This window comes from Muriicola jejuensis (genome assembly GCF_010671595.1).
GTDB lineage: Bacteria > Bacteroidota > Bacteroidia > Flavobacteriales > Flavobacteriaceae > Muriicola > Muriicola jejuensis.
The window spans coordinates 408430-427260 of sequence record NZ_JAABOP010000001.1 but is presented as its reverse complement, the minus strand read 5'-3'; the positions used below and the strand labels follow the sequence as shown (position 1 = coordinate 427260).

At 49.8% G+C, this 18831-nt stretch carries 18 protein-coding genes; 5 read left to right on the top strand and 13 right to left on the bottom strand.

Annotated elements, in window-relative coordinates:
- Position 1: 1 nt before the first annotated feature.
- Positions 2 to 1096 carry a Nif3-like dinuclear metal center hexameric protein gene (locus tag GWK09_RS01955; RefSeq protein WP_163691327.1) on the bottom strand — a complete coding sequence of 365 codons (1095 nt, stop codon included), beginning with the start codon at positions 1094 to 1096 and terminating at the stop codon, positions 2 to 4.
- 48 nt (positions 1097 to 1144) lie between these two features.
- On the opposite strand from GWK09_RS01955, the gene lpxK reads away from it, so the two are divergent.
- Positions 1145 to 2137, top strand: coding sequence for a tetraacyldisaccharide 4'-kinase (gene lpxK / locus GWK09_RS01950; RefSeq protein ID WP_163691326.1), 993 nt, complete (start codon positions 1145 to 1147; stop codon positions 2135 to 2137).
- On the opposite strand, the gene GWK09_RS01945 is transcribed toward lpxK, so the two are convergent.
- The 9 genes from GWK09_RS01945 to GWK09_RS01905 form a co-directional block, all read right to left on the bottom strand.
- The gene (locus GWK09_RS01945) at positions 2132 to 4288 is read right to left on the bottom strand and encodes an ATP-binding protein (RefSeq protein WP_283401226.1); all 2157 of its coding nucleotides are present in this window, start codon (positions 4286 to 4288) and stop codon (positions 2132 to 2134) included. The two genes, lpxK and GWK09_RS01945, sit on opposite strands and share 6 nt — an antisense overlap.
- Before the next feature lie 65 nt (positions 4289 to 4353).
- Complete coding sequence (gene gap, locus GWK09_RS01940; protein ID WP_163691325.1) at positions 4354 to 5364, bottom strand: type I glyceraldehyde-3-phosphate dehydrogenase; 1011 nt, start codon at positions 5362 to 5364, stop codon at positions 4354 to 4356.
- Between the two features lie 54 nt (positions 5365 to 5418).
- Positions 5419 to 6294, bottom strand: a complete 876-nt coding sequence (lipA, locus tag GWK09_RS01935) for a lipoyl synthase (protein WP_163691324.1) — start codon at positions 6292 to 6294, stop codon at positions 5419 to 5421.
- 63 nt (positions 6295 to 6357) lie between these two features.
- On the bottom strand, positions 6358 to 6921 hold the full coding sequence (locus GWK09_RS01930) for an RNA polymerase sigma factor (protein WP_163691323.1): 564 nt from the start codon (positions 6919 to 6921) through the stop codon (positions 6358 to 6360).
- Positions 6922 to 6964: 43 nt separating this feature from the next.
- Entirely contained in the window at positions 6965 to 7168 is a 204-nt protein-coding gene (locus GWK09_RS01925; protein WP_163691322.1) for a membrane or secreted protein, read from the bottom strand.
- Positions 7169 to 7241: 73 nt separating this feature from the next.
- Positions 7242 to 8000 carry an anti-sigma factor gene (locus GWK09_RS01920; RefSeq protein WP_163691321.1) on the bottom strand — a complete coding sequence of 253 codons (759 nt, stop codon included), beginning with the start codon at positions 7998 to 8000 and terminating at the stop codon, positions 7242 to 7244.
- A complete protein-coding gene (locus GWK09_RS01915; protein WP_163691320.1) occupies positions 7997 to 8563 on the bottom strand; it encodes an RNA polymerase sigma factor in 567 nt (188 codons plus the stop codon). The genes GWK09_RS01920 and GWK09_RS01915 overlap by 4 nt, the downstream gene beginning before the upstream one ends.
- Before the next feature lie 233 nt (positions 8564 to 8796).
- Entirely contained in the window at positions 8797 to 9810 is a 1014-nt protein-coding gene (gene murB / locus GWK09_RS01910; RefSeq protein ID WP_163691319.1) for a UDP-N-acetylmuramate dehydrogenase, read from the bottom strand.
- Complete coding sequence (locus GWK09_RS01905; RefSeq protein WP_163691318.1) at positions 9807 to 11000, bottom strand: pyridoxal phosphate-dependent aminotransferase; 1194 nt, start codon at positions 10998 to 11000, stop codon at positions 9807 to 9809. The genes murB and GWK09_RS01905 overlap by 4 nt, the downstream gene beginning before the upstream one ends.
- Before the next feature lie 149 nt (positions 11001 to 11149).
- On the opposite strand from GWK09_RS01905, the gene GWK09_RS01900 reads away from it, so the two are divergent.
- A complete protein-coding gene (locus GWK09_RS01900) occupies positions 11150 to 12493 on the top strand; it encodes an aspartyl protease family protein (RefSeq protein ID WP_283401227.1) in 1344 nt (447 codons plus the stop codon).
- A 43-nt stretch (positions 12494 to 12536) separates the two neighbouring features.
- Here GWK09_RS01900 and GWK09_RS01895 read toward each other — a convergent pair whose 3' ends face one another.
- Entirely contained in the window at positions 12537 to 12923 is a 387-nt protein-coding gene (locus GWK09_RS01895) for a DUF1573 domain-containing protein (RefSeq protein WP_163691317.1), read from the bottom strand.
- A 192-nt stretch (positions 12924 to 13115) separates the two neighbouring features.
- On the opposite strand from GWK09_RS01895, the gene GWK09_RS01890 reads away from it, so the two are divergent.
- The 3 genes from GWK09_RS01890 (at position 13116) to GWK09_RS01880 (ending at position 17148) form a co-directional block, all read left to right on the top strand.
- Positions 13116 to 15752, top strand: a complete 2637-nt coding sequence (locus GWK09_RS01890; protein WP_163691316.1) for a valine--tRNA ligase — start codon at positions 13116 to 13118, stop codon at positions 15750 to 15752.
- Positions 15753 to 15825: 73 nt separating this feature from the next.
- Positions 15826 to 16485: a hypothetical protein gene (locus GWK09_RS01885; RefSeq protein ID WP_163691315.1), complete on the top strand. Its 660-nt coding sequence runs from the start codon at positions 15826 to 15828 to the stop codon at positions 16483 to 16485.
- Between the two features lie 72 nt (positions 16486 to 16557).
- The gene (locus GWK09_RS01880) at positions 16558 to 17148 is read left to right on the top strand and encodes a hypothetical protein (RefSeq protein WP_163691314.1); all 591 of its coding nucleotides are present in this window, start codon (positions 16558 to 16560) and stop codon (positions 17146 to 17148) included.
- Here GWK09_RS01880 and GWK09_RS01875 read toward each other — a convergent pair.
- The gene (locus GWK09_RS01875; protein ID WP_163691313.1) at positions 17141 to 17587 is read right to left on the bottom strand and encodes a doxx family protein; all 447 of its coding nucleotides are present in this window, start codon (positions 17585 to 17587) and stop codon (positions 17141 to 17143) included. The two genes, GWK09_RS01880 and GWK09_RS01875, sit on opposite strands and share 8 nt — an antisense overlap.
- 14 nt (positions 17588 to 17601) lie before the next feature.
- Positions 17602 to 18750 (bottom strand): TonB-dependent receptor, encoded by a 1149-nt coding sequence (locus GWK09_RS01870; protein ID WP_239530544.1) that lies wholly within the window; start codon positions 18748 to 18750, stop codon positions 17602 to 17604.
- Positions 18751 to 18831 lie beyond the last annotated feature (81 nt).

Genomic DNA, 18831 nt, shown 5'->3' with positions numbered 1-18831 from the left:
ACTAAAAATACTTAATGGGATTGGTTTTGCTTTCCGATAAAGCGATTGCAAAATTAGGGATTTTTTTCGTAAGATATTCTGCCAGAAGGTTTTTTGTGTATTGTTCCGATTCGTAGTGCCCTATATCTGCCAGCAGGATTTCATTTTCTGCCTCAAAGAACTGGTGGTACTTCAGGTCTGAGGAGAGGAAGACATCGGCCCCGTGTGCTTTGGCGGCCGGGATCGCAAAGCCTCCGCTTCCCCCGAGAACCGCAATGCGCTGAACCGGTTTACCCAGGAATTCTGAATGACGGATACACCCCGTCTGCATCCGCTCCTTTACAAGGGCCATAAAATCCTTTTCATTCATCGGTTTTTCCAGGGTCCCTATCATTCCCATGCCTTCCAATTGGTTGACATTGTCCAGAGTGGTAATCTCATAGGCCACCTCCTCATAAGGATGGCTTTCAAAAAGAGCCCTGATCAGTTTTTTTTCAAGGCGGGTAGGAAAGGTCAAATGGATTTGGACCTCTTCGGTAATTTCCGTTTCCCCTTCTATTCCCAGGGTGGGTTTGCTGCCTTCTTCAGGTCTGAAACTGCCTTGCCCGTGTATGGTGAAGCTGCAATGGCTGTAGTTCCCGATGTTCCCGCCCCCCGCTTCAAAAAGGGCTTCCCTGACCTGTTCAACCGCCGCCTCAGGTACGTAGGTGACGAGTTTCTTGATGGTCCCGGATTTGGGAATCAGGATCTCGGGATCCCTGATCCCCAGCACTTCGCAGATCCTCCCGTTCACCCCCTGCATCACATTGTCGAGGGCGGTGTGTACACTAAAAATGTTGATTTTGTTCTCGATGGCCTTGATGACGGTCCTCTCTACATAGTTCCTGCCCGTGATCTTCTTGAGCCCCTTGAAGATGATCGGATGAAAGGTGACGATAAGGTTGAGGTTCCTGGCGATTGCCTCATCCACGACCTCCTCCAGGGCATCCAGGGTTACCAGGATCCCCGTTACTTCGTTTTCGGGGTGACCGAGCAGCAGTCCGACGTTGTCAAAATCCTCGGCAAGGCCCAGAGGACATAGTTCCTCAAGTATATCGGCAACTTCTCGTACAATCATGGTTAAAAAGGCAGAAGTCCAAAGATAAAATATTATATTTTCGTTCCGATGCAACTCCTTAGAAAAATAGCTTTCCCTTTTTCCCTCCTATACGGACTGGGGGTCTACCTGAGAAACCTCTGCTATGACGCCGGGATTTTTACTTCCGTTTCCCCGGATACGCCAACCGTCTGTGTGGGGAATCTGAGCACGGGAGGTACGGGGAAAACACCCATGATAGAATGGATGCTGAAGACATTGGGTACAGACCGCAGGCTGGCTGTGCTGAGCAGGGGGTACAAAAGACGCACCAAAGGCTTCTTTATCGTCCACCCGGAATCGGACCCACAAAATTCCGGGGACGAACCTCTTCAGATCGCCAGGAAGTTTCCCGGAGTGACCGTGGCTGTGGAGGCCAACAGACTCAAGGGGATAGAGATCCTGACCAGGGAGGTCGCGCCCGAACTCATCCTGTTAGACGACGCCTATCAGCACCGCAGGGTGAAGGCCCGTATCAATGTGCTGCTCACATCGTATTCAAAGTTGTACACCGATGACTGGTATTTACCAACGGGCAACCTCAGGGACCACAAAGGTCAGGCCCAAAGAGCCGATGTGATCGTCGTCACCAAATGTCCTGCCGAACTCAGTAAGGAAGAGCGGGAAAGGATCATTCAGAAGCTAAGGCCATTATCCCGCCAAAAGTTGCTTTTCAGTACGCTGGCTTACAGTGATGAGCTCATAGGCATAAGTGGAAGGGTGCGGTTCTCCTCCCTGGAGAAGCGGGAAGTGGTTTTGGTTACGGCGATTGCAGACCCTTCACCCCTGCTGGAGTATCTGGATCAAAGGGGGATCCGATACAGGCATCTTCGCTTCCCGGATCACCACTATTTTACGGAGGCTGAGATAGAAGGTTTTAAGGAGGCGGATCTTCTCCTGACCACCGAAAAGGATTTTACACGAATGGACGGAAGGGTCCCGGAAGCTTATTTCCTGCCCGTGGAACACAGATTCCTGGCAGATGGCAGGGCACAAATGACCTCACTCCTTCAGGCTCTATGAGGCAGATTTCTTCTGTTTAGGTTCCAGGAAATTTTCCCCGATCTTATGGTAGAAGACCTCGGGTTTAAAAGGTTTTGTGACCACGTCGTTGCAGCCTGCGGCATAGAAGGTCTCCAAACTGTCGTCCAGGGAGATGGCCGTAAGGGCGATAATGGGGGTCTGACGGTCGAATTTGCGTATCTCGATGGTCGCCTCAACCCCGCTGATGCCCGGCATATGGATGTCCATCAGGATGCCGTCATACTGATTCTTATTGGCCTTGTCTATAGCCTCCATTCCGTTTTCCGCGATATCGCAGGTAATGCCCCTTTTAGCCAGCATTTTCTTGGTGATCACCTGGTTGATCTTATTGTCCTCCACTACCAGCACGTGCAGGCCGTTGAGGTCGTATTCCTTCTGTTCTAGCTCGAAAGGCACATCATCCACTATGCTGTCCTTGGATTTCATGAGCAGTTCGAAGTAGAACGAACTGCCTTTTCCGATCTCGCTCCTCAGTTGGATCTCACTGCCAAACAATCCGAGAAGGCTTTTAACAATGGTGAGTCCGAGTCCCGTACCCCCGTATTCCCGGTTGATCTGTATGGATCCCTGTTCAAAACTGTCAAAAATATGCTGTTGCTGTTCCGGGGTGATACCGATGCCGTTATCCCGTACCTCGAAGTACACCGTCACATCGTCCTCCTCCTTCTTCAACAATTTGGTGATCACCTTCACCTCTCCATTCTTCGTGAATTTTATGGAGTTACCGATGAGGTTGATGAGGATCTGTGAGAGTTTTAACGGGTCGCTCATCAGGTGCTGGGGAATATTATCGTCGTATTCCAGGATGAGCCTGGTGTTCTTTTCCTTGGCACTCTGTTGCAGAGATTCAATTACCTCACTGATGATCTTTTTCAGGTAGAATTCGATATGTGCCGGCTCCAGTTTGTCTGCATCGATCTTGTTGATCTGGAGGATGTCATTGATGAAGTTGAGGAGGTAATCCCCTGAAAATTTCAGGGACTTCAGATGTTCCTTCTGGTGATCGGATGGGTTTTCCTCCAAAAGGAGGTGTGTAAGCCCTGTTACGGCGTACAAGGGCGTCCTCAATTCATGGCTGACTGTAGAAAGGAAGTTGGTCTTGGCCTCCATGGCCTGAACAGCGGCGTCCCTGGCGGCCTGCAGTTCCTTGTTTTTGGTCTGCAGCAGGTCATTGGTCTTTAGCTTGATCTGATTGTTCCGATAGAGAGAAACCGCCAGGAGTGAAATGATGGTTAGAAAGGCAGAGGTTAGGATGGCTGTGATCTCTGAGCGGTTCGCAGATTCACTTAACTCCTCGATTCTCTGGTCTTGCCTTGAAATCTCGGCCTGGGCATCATCCATGGCCAGTTTATCAGCCTTATTGGTTTCCACCTTAAGTTTGTCCAAAGTAAAGAAGGAATCCCTGACATTTAAAATGCTTTCTTTGTATTGAAGGGCGTTTTTGAACTGCTGGTCCTTCTCATAGGCCATGGCCAGGAATTCATTGGCCTGCAGGAGCTCAATGGGGAACTTGTTGTCCCTGGCCAGGTTGAGTGCATTCAGACCGTTCTTGATGCTCTCCGGATAATTACCTGTCTGGAAGTAGAGTTCAGCGAGGCCGAGATTCGCCTTGGTGATGAGGTAATCTTTCTCGACAGGGTCAGAATTGACAAGCAGGGCGTTAAAGCTCACGGCCGCCTTTTCGTAATCCTCAATGCGCATATAGATCATCCCTTCGAGCAGGACCATATTGTTGAGCAGGTTACGGTCATTGCTGAGTTCCTTGGCGTCATTCAGCGATTTTAATGCCCGGAAGTTCAGGTCGGCATCGAAAAGCAATTTGGCTTCCACAAATTTTGAGAATCCTTCTCCTGAAGGGTAAGACCTGAAGGTTTCCAGCATTTTATTGGCCCGGTCTTTGTAAAATTCGGCCTTATCCCGGTCTCCTCTCAGTAAATTGAGGAGGGCAAAGCGGTGATAGCAGGAGATCATGCCCTTTTCGTTCAGGGAACTCTCGGCAAACTGCTGTGCCTGGTCCAGCACGTCAAAAGCCTCATCGATCTCGTTCTGGTTACGAAGGGTTACCGCCTGCTTGAAGTACTCCTCCAGGGTTTTTTCGACCGAATTGGCATCCTGGGATTGCACAGGCACAAACACCAAAACTGATACCAGCAGTATCAGTAGTGCGAAAGTTTTTTTATTTGGCCTGAGAACTGTCAAATATATCCTTTGCGTTCCATTAATTCTATCACGTCGATGATCCTGCTGCTGTAACCTGTCTCATTGTCATACCATCCAATGACTTTTACCATTTTACCGAGCACGGAAGTCATCATAGAATCAAACGTACAGGAATAACAACTATTGTTTATATCGATAGAAACTATAGGGTCTTTCGTATAAAAAAGTACGTTTTTTAGCTCATTTTCGGCAACCTTCTCAAATGTATCATTAATTTCCTGAATGGAAGTGTCTTTTTTAACGTTTAGTGTGATATCCGTAAGGGAGCCGTTCGGCACCGGAACTCGTATGCCGCAGCCTCCTATGGCGTGGGCAAGTTCGGGAAAAATACGGGTGAGTGCCTTGGCGGCTCCGGTAGTAGTGGGGATGATGGACTGACCGGCAGCACGAGCCCTTCTCAGGTCCTTGTGAGGTTTGTCGTGCAGGCTTTGGTCAGAGGTATAGGAATGCACCGTGGTGATATACGCCTGTTCAACACCCCAGTGGTCGTTCAGCACCTTGATCATGGGTGCGGCATTGTTGGTGGTACAGGAGGCATTGGAGATGATATCGTCTTTTTCAGTGATCAAATGATGGTTCACCCCGTAGACGATCATCCTGATCTCCTGGTCATCGGGAGGTACGGATAAGATCACCTTGCGGACCCCATTCTCTAAATGCCCCGCCAGGGCCTTGCGGGTCTTGAACTTCCCGGTAGCTTCCAGGACCAGGTCCACCCCGGATTCGGCCCATGGGATATCTTCAGGCCTTTCTTTCCGGGTCATGGCGATCTCCTTCCCATCGACTTTCAGGAAATGGTCAGACGCTTCAACCGTGCCCTTAAAAGGGCCGTGAATACTGTCGTACTTCAGCAGATGTCCCAGGGTTACGGGATCTGAAAGGTCATTGATGGCGGTTACCCGGATCTGTGGATGGTCCTGAAGGAGGCGGAGGAAGGTCCTGCCGATACGGCCAAAGCCGTTGATACCTACACGGATTGTTTTCATAGGTTTAGACTGGAAGAATTTCCGAAGTGGGAATGGCTGTGTTGGTGCGGGGACCTAAAGCACATGCTTGTGGGCCTTATAGGAGGAACGTACCAGGGCGCCACTCTCTACATGCCTGAAACCCATTTCCAATCCCAGGGTCTGGTATTTCTCAAATTGATCGGGAGTGATGAATTCCTTGACCGGGAGGTGTTTTTTCGAAGGTTGCAGATATTGCCCGATGGTCACTACATCCACCCCCGCCCCTCGCAGGTCTTTCAGGGTCTCGATCACTTCCTCTTCCAATTCCCCCAGACCGAGCATGATACCCGATTTTGTCCTGTTCACCCCTTGATCCTTAAGGTATTTCAACACGGACAGACTGCGCTCGTATTTAGCCTGTATCCTCACTTCCCGGGTAAGCCTTTTTACCGTTTCCATATTGTGGGATACAACCTCTGGAGCCACGGCCACGATACGGTCGAGGTGACGTTCTATCCCCTGGAAATCAGGGATCAGCGTTTCGAGGGTCGTCTCGGGGTTCATTCGGCGTATGGCCTTTACGGTCTCCGCCCAGATGATAGAACCCATATCCTTTAGATCATCCCGGTCTACGGAAGTGATGACCGCGTGCCTGATTCCCATGATCTTGATGGACCTGGCTACTTTCTCAGGTTCTTCCCAGTCTACCTGTTCAGGCCTGCCGGTCTTCACCCCGCAGAAGCCGCAGGATCGGGTACAGATATTTCCCAGGATCATAAAAGTTGCGGTACCTTCACCCCAGCATTCCCCCATATTGGGGCAACTGCCCGAGGTGCAGATGGTGTGCAGGTTGTATTTGTCTACAAGGCCTCTGAGTTGAGTGTATTTCTTGCCGGTGGGCAGTTTTACCCTCAGCCATTTCGGTTTGCCTTTTGGCGGGGCCAGTGTAGTGGTTCCTTCCTCCTTCATATGCGCAATTTGTGCAAATATACGAACAAAAACTTACGTGAATTAGGCCCTGAGGCAAGAGGTTTATTGCCCTGTGATCATCTCAGCCAGCAACTTTTTTGCCCGGAGTAGTTTAACCTTTACGTTGTTGATGGGCTCGCCCAATTGCTCGGCGATAGCTGCATAGCTCAATTCCTGAAAATACCTCAGGTTGATCACTTCCCGGTAATGGGGTTTGAGGTTTTTGATATGCCTCAGCAAACTGGCGAGGTTCTGTTCTTTGATGAGCTGGTCCTCTGCTGTGGGGGCGTCATCCAAAACCTTTTTGATCACTTCCTGGTTCCCGAAACTGTTGTGCTCAAGGATATTCCTCTTCCTTTTTCTGAGGAGGTCTACGTGGATATTCTTGGAGATGGTAAATAGCCAGGTCTTGAATTCATAGGTGGGGTCGTAGGTATGTATCTTGTCGAATGCCTTTGAAAAGGTCTGTATGGTTATATCCTCTGCGTCGTTCTCATTCTTAGTTCTGCCCAGTTGGAAGTTGTACACCTCGTTCCAGAAACGATCCAGGAGGGTGCTGAAAGCCATTTGGTTGCCCTCTTTGGCTTTTTCGATGATATCCTGAAGTGGTTGAGAGGAGATGTCCAAAATTTTACGTTAGCGCAGGGGGGGTAAACTGAAGGAAGCGGACTTATGCCTGGGAGGCCTCATTTCTGCATTCCTGTTCTTCGGGTAATTTGCCGCACATTCCGCAAGGTTCCCCACTCTTGTTGAGAAACGGACTCTGGCTGGCACAGGTCCCCGCGAATTTCCCGTCTTTCTGTGTCCAGATCTTAATGGCGATGCCGGCAAAAGCAAGGGCCAGAAGGCCTATGGTCAGTAATAATAGCTTCATGATGCTGCTTTGTGCAAAGATACAAAAAATAAGACCCCGAAAAGGGGTCTGTCAGGGGGGAAGATCTTTGTGCCTAATACGAAATATTGGCTACGATATTCTGAACCGTCGGACTCACATTGCCGCCATCGGGTTCTATAGTGATGTAGCTGATCGCATTTTCCCCGTACGGCAGGGCCAATAGCTTATCCTTGTCCTCTATCTTCTTTATGATACCGAGGTTGACCATTTCGCCGTTTACCTCTGCCCACATCTGATAACACTGATCTTCAGGCAGATTAGGGAGATTCCTCACGTTTATGTAAGACAGCTTCTTGACCGGGTTCACATAGGCCACCGCCTTCAGATCACGCGCTTTCTCATTGCCGTTCACGTAGAATTTCTTGGTCTGGGGGTTGTTAAGGACGATGAACTGGTTACGCACGTCCTCCAGCTGCTGCTTCATGTCTGCTTCCAGGTTCTGGATACGGTTGTTCACCAGCGTATTCTCGTCCTGCAGGTTCTGATTCTGGTTCCAGAAGAAATAAGAAGACCCTGCAAAGAGGAAGGCCGCAACACTGGCAGCGATCGCATATCTCCTGATCTTCCTTCTCCCCCGGTCCTCTTTCCTGATCCTTTGAAGGATCCTGGCTTTTAATCCTTCAGGGGAAGGTCGGGAGTGCAATTTGGCGTAAGCCTCCAGGTTTTCCTGTAATTCCTCGAACTGTTTTCGCACTTCGGGGTACATCACGATATAGCGTTCAACCCTGGCCGCTTCCTCCCTGGAGGTGGCTCCCAGTAGGTATTTCTCCAGGAGATCGGATTCCAAAAAGATCTTTATTTTCTCTTTCATAACTTCAGTATTAGAAGAATCAACATCACCATGGAAGTCCCGTAAATCTTCCCGAGTTCCCTCAGGCCGATTTTAAGCCTCGATTTTATGGTTCCCAGCGGAATGTTCAGTTCGTCACTCGCTTCCTGCTGGGTCATCCCCTGAAAGAACAACGCGTCCAATACTTCCTGGTACTTGTGTTCTATCTTCCCGAGGTTCTCTTTCACATCCATGAATTCGGGCCTGATATCTTCAATTCCTAATTTATATACGTTTGAAACATCCAGTTGGATTTCCTTATCGGATTTTGTCTGTATACTCCGGAGCTTGTCGATGGCCGTGTTTCGGATGATCCTGAATAGCCAGGTGAAGAGCTTGGCTTTGGCCGGATCGTAGGAATCGGACTTTTTCCAGATTTTCACAAAACTCTCCTGTACCACATCCTGGGCGAGTTCTTCGTCCTTCACCACCTTGAAAGCAACGCCGTAAAGTGTATCCCCGTAGTGGTCGTACAAAAGGGAAATGGCCTTTTCATCCCTCTCCTGGAGTAACTCTACAATGTGTTTCTCAAGCAGTATGCTCATGGTCAGGTGAGATCAAAAAAACGACTTCCGGAACGTCCAAAACTATCACTTGTCGCGTATATAATGGGAATGCTAAATTATAAAATTGATTCTTAACTCGATGGAATCTGGCATTTAATTAGACAAATGTGCAACTGGTTATTGCGCATTTGGTTTTTGGTTAGTTTGGTTTGAAATAGCCCCCGGCACCTTTGGTCCGGGGGTTATTTTATTCTGTATTGCAGTACTGATCCCTAGAGGATATTGACCTCGGGCTCTATCGCGATCCCAAATGTATCGAGGACCTGCTGGCGAATTCTGGTAGCCAGATCGAGGATCTCTTTTCCGCTTGCCTTTCCGTAATTGACCAGGACCAGGGCCTGGTGCTGGTGAACGCCCGCATCGCCAACGCGCATACCTTTAAACCCGCAAGTATCTATAAGCCAGGCAGCCGGGATCTTCACTTCCTTCTCTGAGATCCGGAAGAATGGGACCTGCTCGTACTTCTGCTGTATTTCCGAAAGTTTGGCGACCCCCACCACGGGGTTCTTGAAGAAACTGCCGCTGTTCCCCAATAACGCGGGGTCCGGCAATTTCCGCTGCCTGATCCTGATCACGGCCCGCGAAATGTCCTGTATACCAGGGTGGAGTACTTCTGCTGCCCTCAATTCTTCAGCAATGGTTCCGTACTCTGTCCTGAGCACGTGATCTCGGGAGGTCAGCCGCAGTGTTACGGAGGTGATAGCGTATTTGTTCTTACCTTCCTTTTTGAAGAAGGAATCCCGGTATCCGAAACGGCAGTCTTCCAGGGAAAATGTGCGCTTTTCGCACGTAGCTATCTCCACGGCCTCACAACTGACGAAACTATCCTTTAACTCTACCCCATAAGCCCCTATATTTTGTATGGGGGCGCTTCCCACACTGCCCGGAATGAGGGACAGATTCTCCAGTCCGCCCAGATCCCTCTCCAGGGTCCAGAGTACCAATTCGTGCCAGTTCTCTCCCGCCATTACCCGGATGGTGCTGTGGGTGCCTTCTTCTTCCAGGATCTCTTTTCCCAACAGACCGATATGAATGACGAGGGCATCCAGGTCTCCGGTCAGCAGCATATTGCTGCCCCCACCGAGGATCAGTTTGGGAGGATAGTTCTGTTGCCTAAGTACCCAGTCCAGTTCCTCAGGGGTAGTGACGTGGGCAAAATAGCGCGCACGGGCTTCTATGCCAAAAGTGTTATAAGGTTCAAGGGAAACGTTTTCCTGTATCTTCACGCCGAGGGATATCGTTTAAGGGCTTCCTTGAGAATGGCTACGGCCCTGATGAGCCTGTTTTTTTCCAGGACATAGGCGATCCGGATCTGGTTCCTGCCCAAACCTTCGGTGGCGTAAAATCCACCGGCCGGAGCCACCATGACGGTCTGCCCATCGAGCTCAAACTTTTCCAGCAACCATTGGGCAAAGTCATCCGCATCCTCCACGGGTAGTTCCACCATGCAATAGAAGGCTCCCTGAGGTCTCGCAACCCGTATCCCTTCAATCTTTGAGAGTTCCTTAACCAGAACGTTCCTCCTTTCGGTGTATTCCTCAATGACCTCATCAAAGTAACTCTGAGGGGTTTCCAGGGCTGCTTCGCTCGCTATCTGGGCGTAGGTGGGAGGGGAGAGCCTGGCCTGGGCAAATTTCATGGCCGTGTTGATCACGGAACGGTTCCTCGTTACCAGGAACCCGATACGGGCTCCACACATACTGTATCGTTTTGAGACGGAGTCGACGACGATGCTGTGCTCCTCCAACCCCGGTTCCTGCAGGATGGAATAATGCCGTAGTCCGTCATAGGCAAATTCCCTGTAAACCTCGTCTGCTACCAGGAAGAGATCGTGTTTCTTCACCAGGGCTGCCAGTTTTTGGATTTCCTCCTTTTTGTACAGGTAACCCGTGGGGTTGCCCGGATTGCAGATCAGAATGGCCCTGGTCCTGGGACCGATGCACTTTTCGAATTCCTCGATAGGGGGTAGGGCGAAATTGTCCTCTATCCTGGAGACAATGGGAACCACCTTTATTCCGGCCGCGACTGCAAAACCGTTGTAATTGGCGTAAAAAGGCTCCGGAATGATTACCTCGTCCCCTGCATCCGCAATGCTCCCCATCACAAAGGAAAGGGCTTCTGATCCTCCCGTGGTGACGATGATATCCTTGTGAGTGATGTTCACCTGGTGCCCGGCGTAGTATGCAGCCACCTTTTTCCTGTAGAGGTCTGTACCTTCGGTCCGACTGTAGGAGAGGACTTCGATATCGTTGTTCCTGACCGCATCGAGTGCTACCTGGGGAGTTTTAATATCGGGTTGTCCGATGTTGAGGTGGATGACGTCCACCCCTCGTTCTTTGGCTTCTTCCGCAAATGGAACCAGTTTGCGAATAGGAGATTCCGGCATGGCCTGCCCTTTTCTGGAGATCACTGGCATGTACCTAATTTTCCGCAAAAATGGGAAATACTGATGGAGAAAACAACAGATCCATACGAATCTTCCGGATTTTAAAGAATGTTAAAGACAAAGCAACCAAAGGCAATATTTCGTACCTTATGGAGAGAAATCATTAGTAAGTGAGATAAGTGAAACCTCGAATCTGGATAGGGATCCTCTTCCTGTGGTGCATTTCCTTCAGTGGAAATGCACAGAAATTCCAATTGCCTGAAGGAACCAAATCTCAAAAAATCAAATTTCAGCTTATCAACAACCTGATTGTCATGCCCCTGGAGGTCAATGGGGCTAAGTTGAATTTTATTTTGGATTCTGGGGTGAGCAAACCCATCCTCTTCAACCTTTCCGACCAGGATTCCATCGAACTGAGAAACGTATCTGAGATCACCATCAACGGACTGGGAGCTGGAGAACCCATCAAAGCCTTAAATTCGGAGGGAAACAGCTTTAGGATCAAGAAGATCAGCAATGAAAACCAACAGCTGTTCGTAGTGCTCGACAAGGATATCAACTTCTCCCCAACCCTCGGCATCCCTGTGCACGGGATCATAGGATTCGACCTGTTCCGCGACTTTGTTGTGGAGGTAAATTACGGCAAGAAATCCATTCGGTTTCACGATCCCGATCACTACAGTGAAGGGAACAAGGGTAAAATGCAGTCCATTCCCATTACTATCGAGGACCGCAAGGCCTATATAGAGGGGCTTGTGAGCTTTGACCACATGCAAAATGTACCCGTAAAACTACTGATGGATACCGGCAGCAGCGATGCGGTATGGTTGTTTCAGGATTTGGATAAAGGAATCAGCATACCCGAAAAACACTATGTAGATTACCTGGGCAAGGGTCTGAACGGAAGTATCTTCGGCAAAAGGACACTGGTGAGCAAGGTACAGCTCGGAGATTTTGTCCTGAACGATGCCAAGGCGGCCTTTCCCGATATGTTCTCCTTCAGCAGCATCAAGGACCACGGAGACAGGAATGGAACGGTGGGAGGTGAGATCCTCAGGCGCTTTAACATCATTTTCAATTACCGGGAAGGAGAGGTGAGCCTCCGCAAGAACACCTACTTCCACGAACCGTTCAAGTTCAACCTGGCCGGCCTTGAGTTACAGCATAACGGCGTCCGTTACATAGCGGAACGAATCAACGACAGCCGAGGGGTGGTCAGGAGCGATGAACGCGCATTCGGGGATGTACAGATCCTGATGGAGAACAGGACCCGTCTGAGCCTGGTTCCGGAAATCATCGTGTCCGGTATTCGGGCAGGAAGTCCGGCAGATGAAGCCGGCCTGAGGGAAGGGGACATCATCCTGGCCGTTAACGGGAAGCGCGTGCACAAATACAAGTTGCAGGAGATCCTGAACATGATCAATGAGAAAGAAGGTAAGAAGGTCCGCCTTCTTATCGAGAGATACAATTCTGACCTGCTTTTTTCCTTCACCCTCAGGGATGTGTTCGAAAAAAAACCCTGACAAGTTGCCAGGGTTTTCCGAATTCATATAGGATTATGAAGGCTTATTTCCCATCAATTGGTTTTACTTCGCCTTTTATCTTCAATACTTTGGTAGGGGTGTCAGCGTTGGATATCACGGTAATGGCCTTTCTGATAGGCCCCACCCTGTTAGTGTCATATTTCACTTGAATTTCTCCGGTTTTACCAGGCATAATTGGCTCTTCCGGCTTTTTAGGGATGGTGCATCCACAGCTCGAACTCACTTTAGAAATGATAAGCGGAGCCTCCCCTGTGTTGGTGAATTCAAATACCCGTATTCCGTCACTCCCTTTCTCGATCTCACCGTAATCTACGGTCTCAGTTTTGAACTGTATTTTGGCCTTTTTTTCCTGAGCGTGAACGCTTAAGGCCATCAGGCCAACAAACAATAATAAAACTATTTTTTTCATCACTTAATTTTTTGAGTGAATCTCAAATGTAGCATATTTGCAACAACATCCAAAATTCTTTTGTTATCTACTAACGTTACTTATTTTTGTTTCGTATTTCATTCACGGATTTTAATCGTTTTAACGTCCAATGCCGCAAATACCGCATAAATCCGTTGCTTTTACCCCTATTTGTCAAGAATCGTACCAAACATGAATATCCCTTCAAAATATGATCCCGTTACCATTGAGGACAAATGGTATGCCTACTGGCTGGAGCACAAATACTTCCATTCTGTTCCGGATGAAAGGGTGCCTTTTACCATCGTGATCCCCCCACCCAATGTCACAGGGGTATTGCATATGGGTCACATGTTGAACAACACCCTCCAGGATGTTCTCATACGCAAGGCCCGCCTTGAAGGTAAGAACGCCTGCTGGGTACCTGGGATGGACCACGCCTCCATTGCCACCGAGGCAAAGGTGGTTGCCAAACTGAAGGAAGAAGGCATCCGCAAGGCAGACCTTTCCAGGGAAGAGTTCCTGGAGCACGCCTGGGAGTGGACCCATAACTACGGAGGGGTAATCCTGGAGCAATTGAAAAAGCTGGGTTGCTCCTGTGATTGGGACAGGACCAAATTCACCATGGACGAGGACATGTCTGCTTCTGTGATCCGCGTCTTTGTCGACCTGTACAGGAAAGGACTCATTTACAAGGGTTACCGCATGGTTAACTGGGATCCCGAAGCAAAGACCACCCTTTCTGACGAAGAGGTGATCTACGAAGAGAAACAGGGCCAGTTATTTTTTATCAATTACGCGGTTGAAGGGAGTTCGGAAACCCTGACCATCGCAACTACCAGGCCTGAGACCATTCTGGGCGATACGGCCATTTGCATACACCCCGAGGACGAACGCTTTGCACACCTGAGAGGAAAGAAAGCCATCGTCCCCGTTTGCAACAGGGTCATCCCCATCATACAGGACGAATACGTGGATATGGAATTCGGTACGGGATGTCTGAAGGTGACCCCGGCCCATGATGAGAACGACTGGAAACTGGGAGAAAAACACGGCCTCGAGACCATTGACATCTTTAACGAGGACGCCACGCTGAATGCCTATGGCCTCCATTACCAGGGCAAAGATCGCTTTGAGGTTCGGAAGGAGATCGTCAGGGAACTCAAAGACCTGGGGGTACTGAACAAGGTAGAGACCTATACCAACAAGGTGGGTACATCTGAACGCACCAAGGCGGTCATTGAACCCCGTCTGCTCGACCAGTGGTTCCTCAGCATGGAAGAATTGGTCAAACCCGCGCTGAAAGCGGTGGTCGACACCAGGGAAGTCCGGTTTTTCCCCAAAAAATTCGAGAATATTTACCGGGTCTGGATGGAGAATATACGCGACTGGAATATTTCCCGCCAGTTGTGGTGGGGACAGCAGGTCCCTGCGTATTACTACGGAGACGGATCCGATGAGATGGTGGTGGCGGAGACGGCCGAAGAAGCATTGAAGGAGGCCAGACAAAAAAGCGGCAACCCCGGGCTGAAGGCCGAAGACCTTCGGCAGGATGCGGACGTCCTGGATACTTGGTTTTCGTCCTGGTTATGGCCGATAAGCGTTTTCGGGGGAATACTGGACCCGGATAACGAGGAAGTAAATTATTATTACCCTACTAATGACCTGGTCACTGCCCCGGACATCATCTTTTTCTGGGTAGCCCGCATGATCGTAGCAGGATATGAATTCAGGAACACGCGACCCTTTGAGAATGTTTATTTCACAGGGCTGGTCAGGGACAAGGAAAGACGAAAGATGTCCAAGCAACTGGGTAATTCGCCGGATGCCCTGAAACTGATCGAGCACTATGGGGCAGACGGAGTCAGAGTAGGGCTTCTGCTGAGTGCCCCTGCAGGTAATGACCTCCTTTTCGATGAATCCCTCTGTCAGCAGGGTAAGAACTTTGCGAACAAGATCTGGAACGCCTTCAGGCTTGTCAAGGGCTGGGAGGTTAAAGAACTTCCCCAGCCAGAAGCTGCGGCAATGGGGATTGAATGGTACGGGGCCAAGCTCAACGAAACCCTGGTGGAGGTGAATGATCACTTTTCCAAATACCGCATTTCGGATGCCCTGATGGCCATCTACAAACTGATCTGGGATGATTTCTGTTCCTGGCTTCTGGAAATCGTCAAACCCGCCTACCAACAACCCATAGATCGTGAGACCTACGCTTCGGTGATCGGTTTCTTTGAAGACAATCTAAAGCTTCTCCATCCCTTTATGCCTTTCCTGACCGAGGAGATATGGCAATGTATGGCCGAGCGTTCACCGGAGGAGGCCCTGGTCATTTCGTCCTGGCCTGAAACCGGTGATCCCGATAAGGAAATCCTGGAGGGCTTTGCCTTTGCCGCAGAGGTGATCTCGGGGATACGCACGATCAGAAAGGAAAAGAACATCGCCCAGAAGGAAGCCCTTACCCTCCTTCAGATAAGCGGGCAGCAGGATACCTCTTCCTGGGATCCCGTCATTGAGAAACTCGGGAACATAAGCAATATCGGGACGGTAGAAGAAGCTCCCGAAGGAGCCCTGTCCTTCAGGGTGAAGAGCAATGAATATTTTATACCGGTATCCGGCGCTGTGGACCTGCAGGCCGAGATCGTAAAGATCAATGAGGAATTGACCTATACCAGAGGATTCCTGAAGTCCGTCGAGAAAAAACTGTCCAATGAACGCTTCGTGAACAACGCCCCAGAATCCGTGGTCGCCATGGAAAGGAAAAAAGCGTCTGATGCAAGGGAAAAGATAGAGACGCTCGAGAAAAGTCTGGCAAGCCTCTCATCATCCTGAGATTTTTCCTAAGAAAAAGCTAATAAGGACCCCATTTTCAATCCCTTGTGATATATTTAGCCCAAAAGACAAAATGAAAAAGTACATCGCGTTCTCACTTGCTGTGATCGGCCTCTTCGCCCTTTCTTGTTCCAACGATGGGGATTCGGGTTCCAACCAGCCAAATATTATCATCAAGCCCCGTACCGCTATTGCGGACGCCGCTTTTGAGCAGGCTCTGGTAGATCTGGGAATTGACGATGTTGTGGACGGATCTGTACTGACAGAGAACGCTGAAATGGTCACCTCCCTGGTCATGGACAACAAAGGAATAACCAGCCTGCAGGGGATTTCGGATTTTACCATGCTCGAAAATCTCTCCGCGAATAACAACCAGATCAGCAGTCTGGATCTCTCCGCAAATACCGCCCTGAAATTTGTTTTCGTCAACAACAATGATCTCACGAGCATCAACGTAACAGGGTTGGCTATTCTGGAAAAGCTTTCGATCCCCGGAAATAATGTTACCCTCCTCAATATTTCAGGCAATACTGCCCTGCAATTGCTGGACATCAAAGACAATACCCTGGGTGCCATAGACCTGTCTAACATCCCCAATAGTCTGCAGCTGAACACTTTTGCTGTGGAGAATAACCCCCTCACCTGTATTCGGGTGAACAGTGAGATCCTGAACGACATTCCGTCCCAATGGACCAAGGACCCCGAGGACAATTATGCCCTAACCTGTAATTGATCCACTGATTACGCAGGCCAAAACCCACTGAATTCGAGGCAGTTTCTTATCTTTAAGGAAACATCGAATGCCATGAAGCAACTCTTTTTACTCATCGCCCTTTCTCCCTTTCTGCTGCCAGCTCAAAAGGGCAATTCGAAGGTCTTGCCCGCAGAGATACAGATAAGCACGGCCACTCTGCCCCTTCCTGAAAAAGAACGGGAGGGCGCAATGGTTTATGGTTTTAATGCTGAAGGTAGACTCATCGTGTTGAGGAAAGGGTCTAATAACATGGTCTGTATCGCTGATGATCCGAACAGGGAAGGGATCAGTGTCAGCTGTTACAGCAAGAGACTCGAACCTTTTATGGCCAGGGGGAGAGAGCTCAACGCCGAAGGAAAATCTCAGGATGAGCGCAATGCCATCCGGGGGGAGGAGATCGCTTCGGGAAAATTACAGATGCCCAAGGAACCCAGCATGCTCTATGTTTTTTTCGGAAAGGAGGAGGATTACGACCCGGCTACGGGAGCATTGGCCAATGGAAAATTCCGCTATGTGATCTATACTCCATTTGCGACCACTGAATCCACAGGCTTACCGGATAAGCCCCATGCACCGGGCATGCCCTGGCTTATGGACCCGGGGACCCACAGGGCCCATATCATGGTAGGGCCGTTCAATTAGAAATCAAGGGTGTTTTCACCTCGCTTTGGTTCCACAAGGCCAGCAGGACCGCCACGATCACGAGATTTTTCACGATGTACTGCCCGGTGAGGGTCAGCACAAGCGGACCTGTACCAAAAACCTCTTCAGGCAATAAGAATATAGGGGAGAAGGTGAGAAGGATATGGAGCAGAGCCATGGAAATGGTAAATCTGCGAAATACGTTGAGCAGGAGCATGCATCCCAAGCTACATTCCCAGATCGCGAGGAGGATCAGAGACAGGCGGGCATCCAGCATATGGAAGGTCAGTTTGACAATGGTCTCTGAGGCCAGGCCTTCAGCCGGACTCATTCCCGGAAAGAATTTCAGGGCCCCAAACCAAAGGTAGACGATACCCAGGGAGCAGGAGAGATAAGAGAATCGTTTCGAGATCTTGTTAACCAAAAGGGCTCTGCTCATGATATTTCAGTTTTTTATTGATTGTTAAAAGGATCCTGGAGTGCGGGATCCAGTCTGACCTTGTTGTTTCCCAGTCGATACGCCACCGATAGATTGATCACATAATCCGCAAAAGCGGCATCCCCGTTCCTGGGATTGCCGGTATTGATCTCCGTTTCCCTGTCTGTGACACTTTGAGGTCTTTCCCTTCGCACCGCAAAAGGGACGTTGACGTTCAGGGAGAACCCCTGGAACATATAGCCGATACCGGGGTCGATAGACAACACATTCCCCGGCCTTCTGAATCCATCGCTTCCCCCGATGAGGTCCTTTACCGGAACGGCGTCAAAGCGACCTCCCAGAGAAGCGGAAAACCGGTCTGAAAAGGAATAACTCGAACCGAGTCGGACCGAATACTGATCCGGTACGGACATGATGGCCTCGTTTTCAAGGATTGGGCTCAGCGTTTCCCGAAAAGTCCTGATTTCATTGGTTTCCCTGGGGTTGATCAGATAAAATCCTCCGGAGTACAGAAAGAGGCTGGTGCTGAGCTGCTGATACCACTGGTAATCCAGCGTGATCCCAAAACCCCCATCCCCCGGTTGTATGGACTGGTCTACAGGCCGGACCTCCGGGCTGCCCTCCGGACCGACATTGTAAAAAATGTCAGTGGCATTGTAGTTCCCGGTGGGTAATTTTAACCCTGCCCCCAGGGCGAGATTCCCCTTGAGATGTGAGGCCGGATCAAAAATCCAGTACCCAACACCGAGGCGGATATCGGCCAGCCCTCTGGAGAATGTGGTGTTGCGTTCATTCCTGCCGTGTTCGTAAAGAGAGGATCTCGTATTGATCACGGTGGGCAGTGTGATGGCTGCATACCACCTGCTGCTCAGTCCGTAGGTAAGGAAGAAATCCCACGCATGGGAGTGGTTGATCACCTCGGTGCCGTTGGCGACCCGGTCCGGCTCTTCCTCCGTACCCCGGAAATGCCTGAAGGATTTGAAGTAGCGGTAATTCACTCCAAATTGCAGATCCCCTGTGTTCAGGATGTTGTTCTCCAGGTTGTTCCCTACACAGGATGAGAAATGCCGGATGGCCACACAGCCCTGGGCAGATACCCCGTGTTGCCTGGCGAAGACCAGGAAAAATAAAAGGAAAACTGGCTTTGAAAGTTGTATTTTCATCGTAGTTGACTGCCGTGAAAGGGTCCCTCATAAAAAAGCTAACCGGGAAGGTTAGCTTTTTATAGAGACTTGAATGGTAAC

Excerpts from the sequence above, each read along its gene's own strand:
- GWK09_RS01955 (WP_163691327.1), bottom strand. The coding sequence starts at position 1,096 with ATGATTGTACGAGAAGTTGCCGATATACTTGAGGAACTATGTCCTCTG.
- lpxK (WP_163691326.1), top strand. The coding sequence starts at position 1,145 with ATGCAACTCCTTAGAAAAATAGCTTTCCCTTTTTCCCTCCTATACGGA.
- gap (WP_163691325.1), bottom strand. The coding sequence starts at position 5,364 with ATGAAAACAATCCGTGTAGGTATCAACGGCTTTGGCCGTATCGGCAGG.
- lipA (WP_163691324.1), bottom strand. The coding sequence starts at position 6,294 with ATGAAGGAGGAAGGAACCACTACACTGGCCCCGCCAAAAGGCAAACCG.
- GWK09_RS01925 (WP_163691322.1), bottom strand. The coding sequence starts at position 7,168 with ATGAAGCTATTATTACTGACCATAGGCCTTCTGGCCCTTGCTTTTGCC.
- GWK09_RS01920 (WP_163691321.1), bottom strand. The coding sequence starts at position 8,000 with ATGAAAGAGAAAATAAAGATCTTTTTGGAATCCGATCTCCTGGAGAAA.
- GWK09_RS01915 (WP_163691320.1), bottom strand. The coding sequence starts at position 8,563 with ATGAGCATACTGCTTGAGAAACACATTGTAGAGTTACTCCAGGAGAGG.
- GWK09_RS01905 (WP_163691318.1), bottom strand. The coding sequence starts at position 11,000 with ATGCCAGTGATCTCCAGAAAAGGGCAGGCCATGCCGGAATCTCCTATT.
- GWK09_RS01895 (WP_163691317.1), bottom strand. The coding sequence starts at position 12,923 with ATGAAAAAAATAGTTTTATTATTGTTTGTTGGCCTGATGGCCTTAAGC.
- GWK09_RS01890 (WP_163691316.1), top strand. The coding sequence starts at position 13,116 with ATGAATATCCCTTCAAAATATGATCCCGTTACCATTGAGGACAAATGG.
- GWK09_RS01885 (WP_163691315.1), top strand. The coding sequence starts at position 15,826 with ATGAAAAAGTACATCGCGTTCTCACTTGCTGTGATCGGCCTCTTCGCC.
- GWK09_RS01880 (WP_163691314.1), top strand. The coding sequence starts at position 16,558 with ATGAAGCAACTCTTTTTACTCATCGCCCTTTCTCCCTTTCTGCTGCCA.
- GWK09_RS01875 (WP_163691313.1), bottom strand. The coding sequence starts at position 17,587 with ATGAGCAGAGCCCTTTTGGTTAACAAGATCTCGAAACGATTCTCTTAT.
- GWK09_RS01870 (WP_239530544.1), bottom strand. The coding sequence starts at position 18,750 with ATGAAAATACAACTTTCAAAGCCAGTTTTCCTTTTATTTTTCCTGGTC.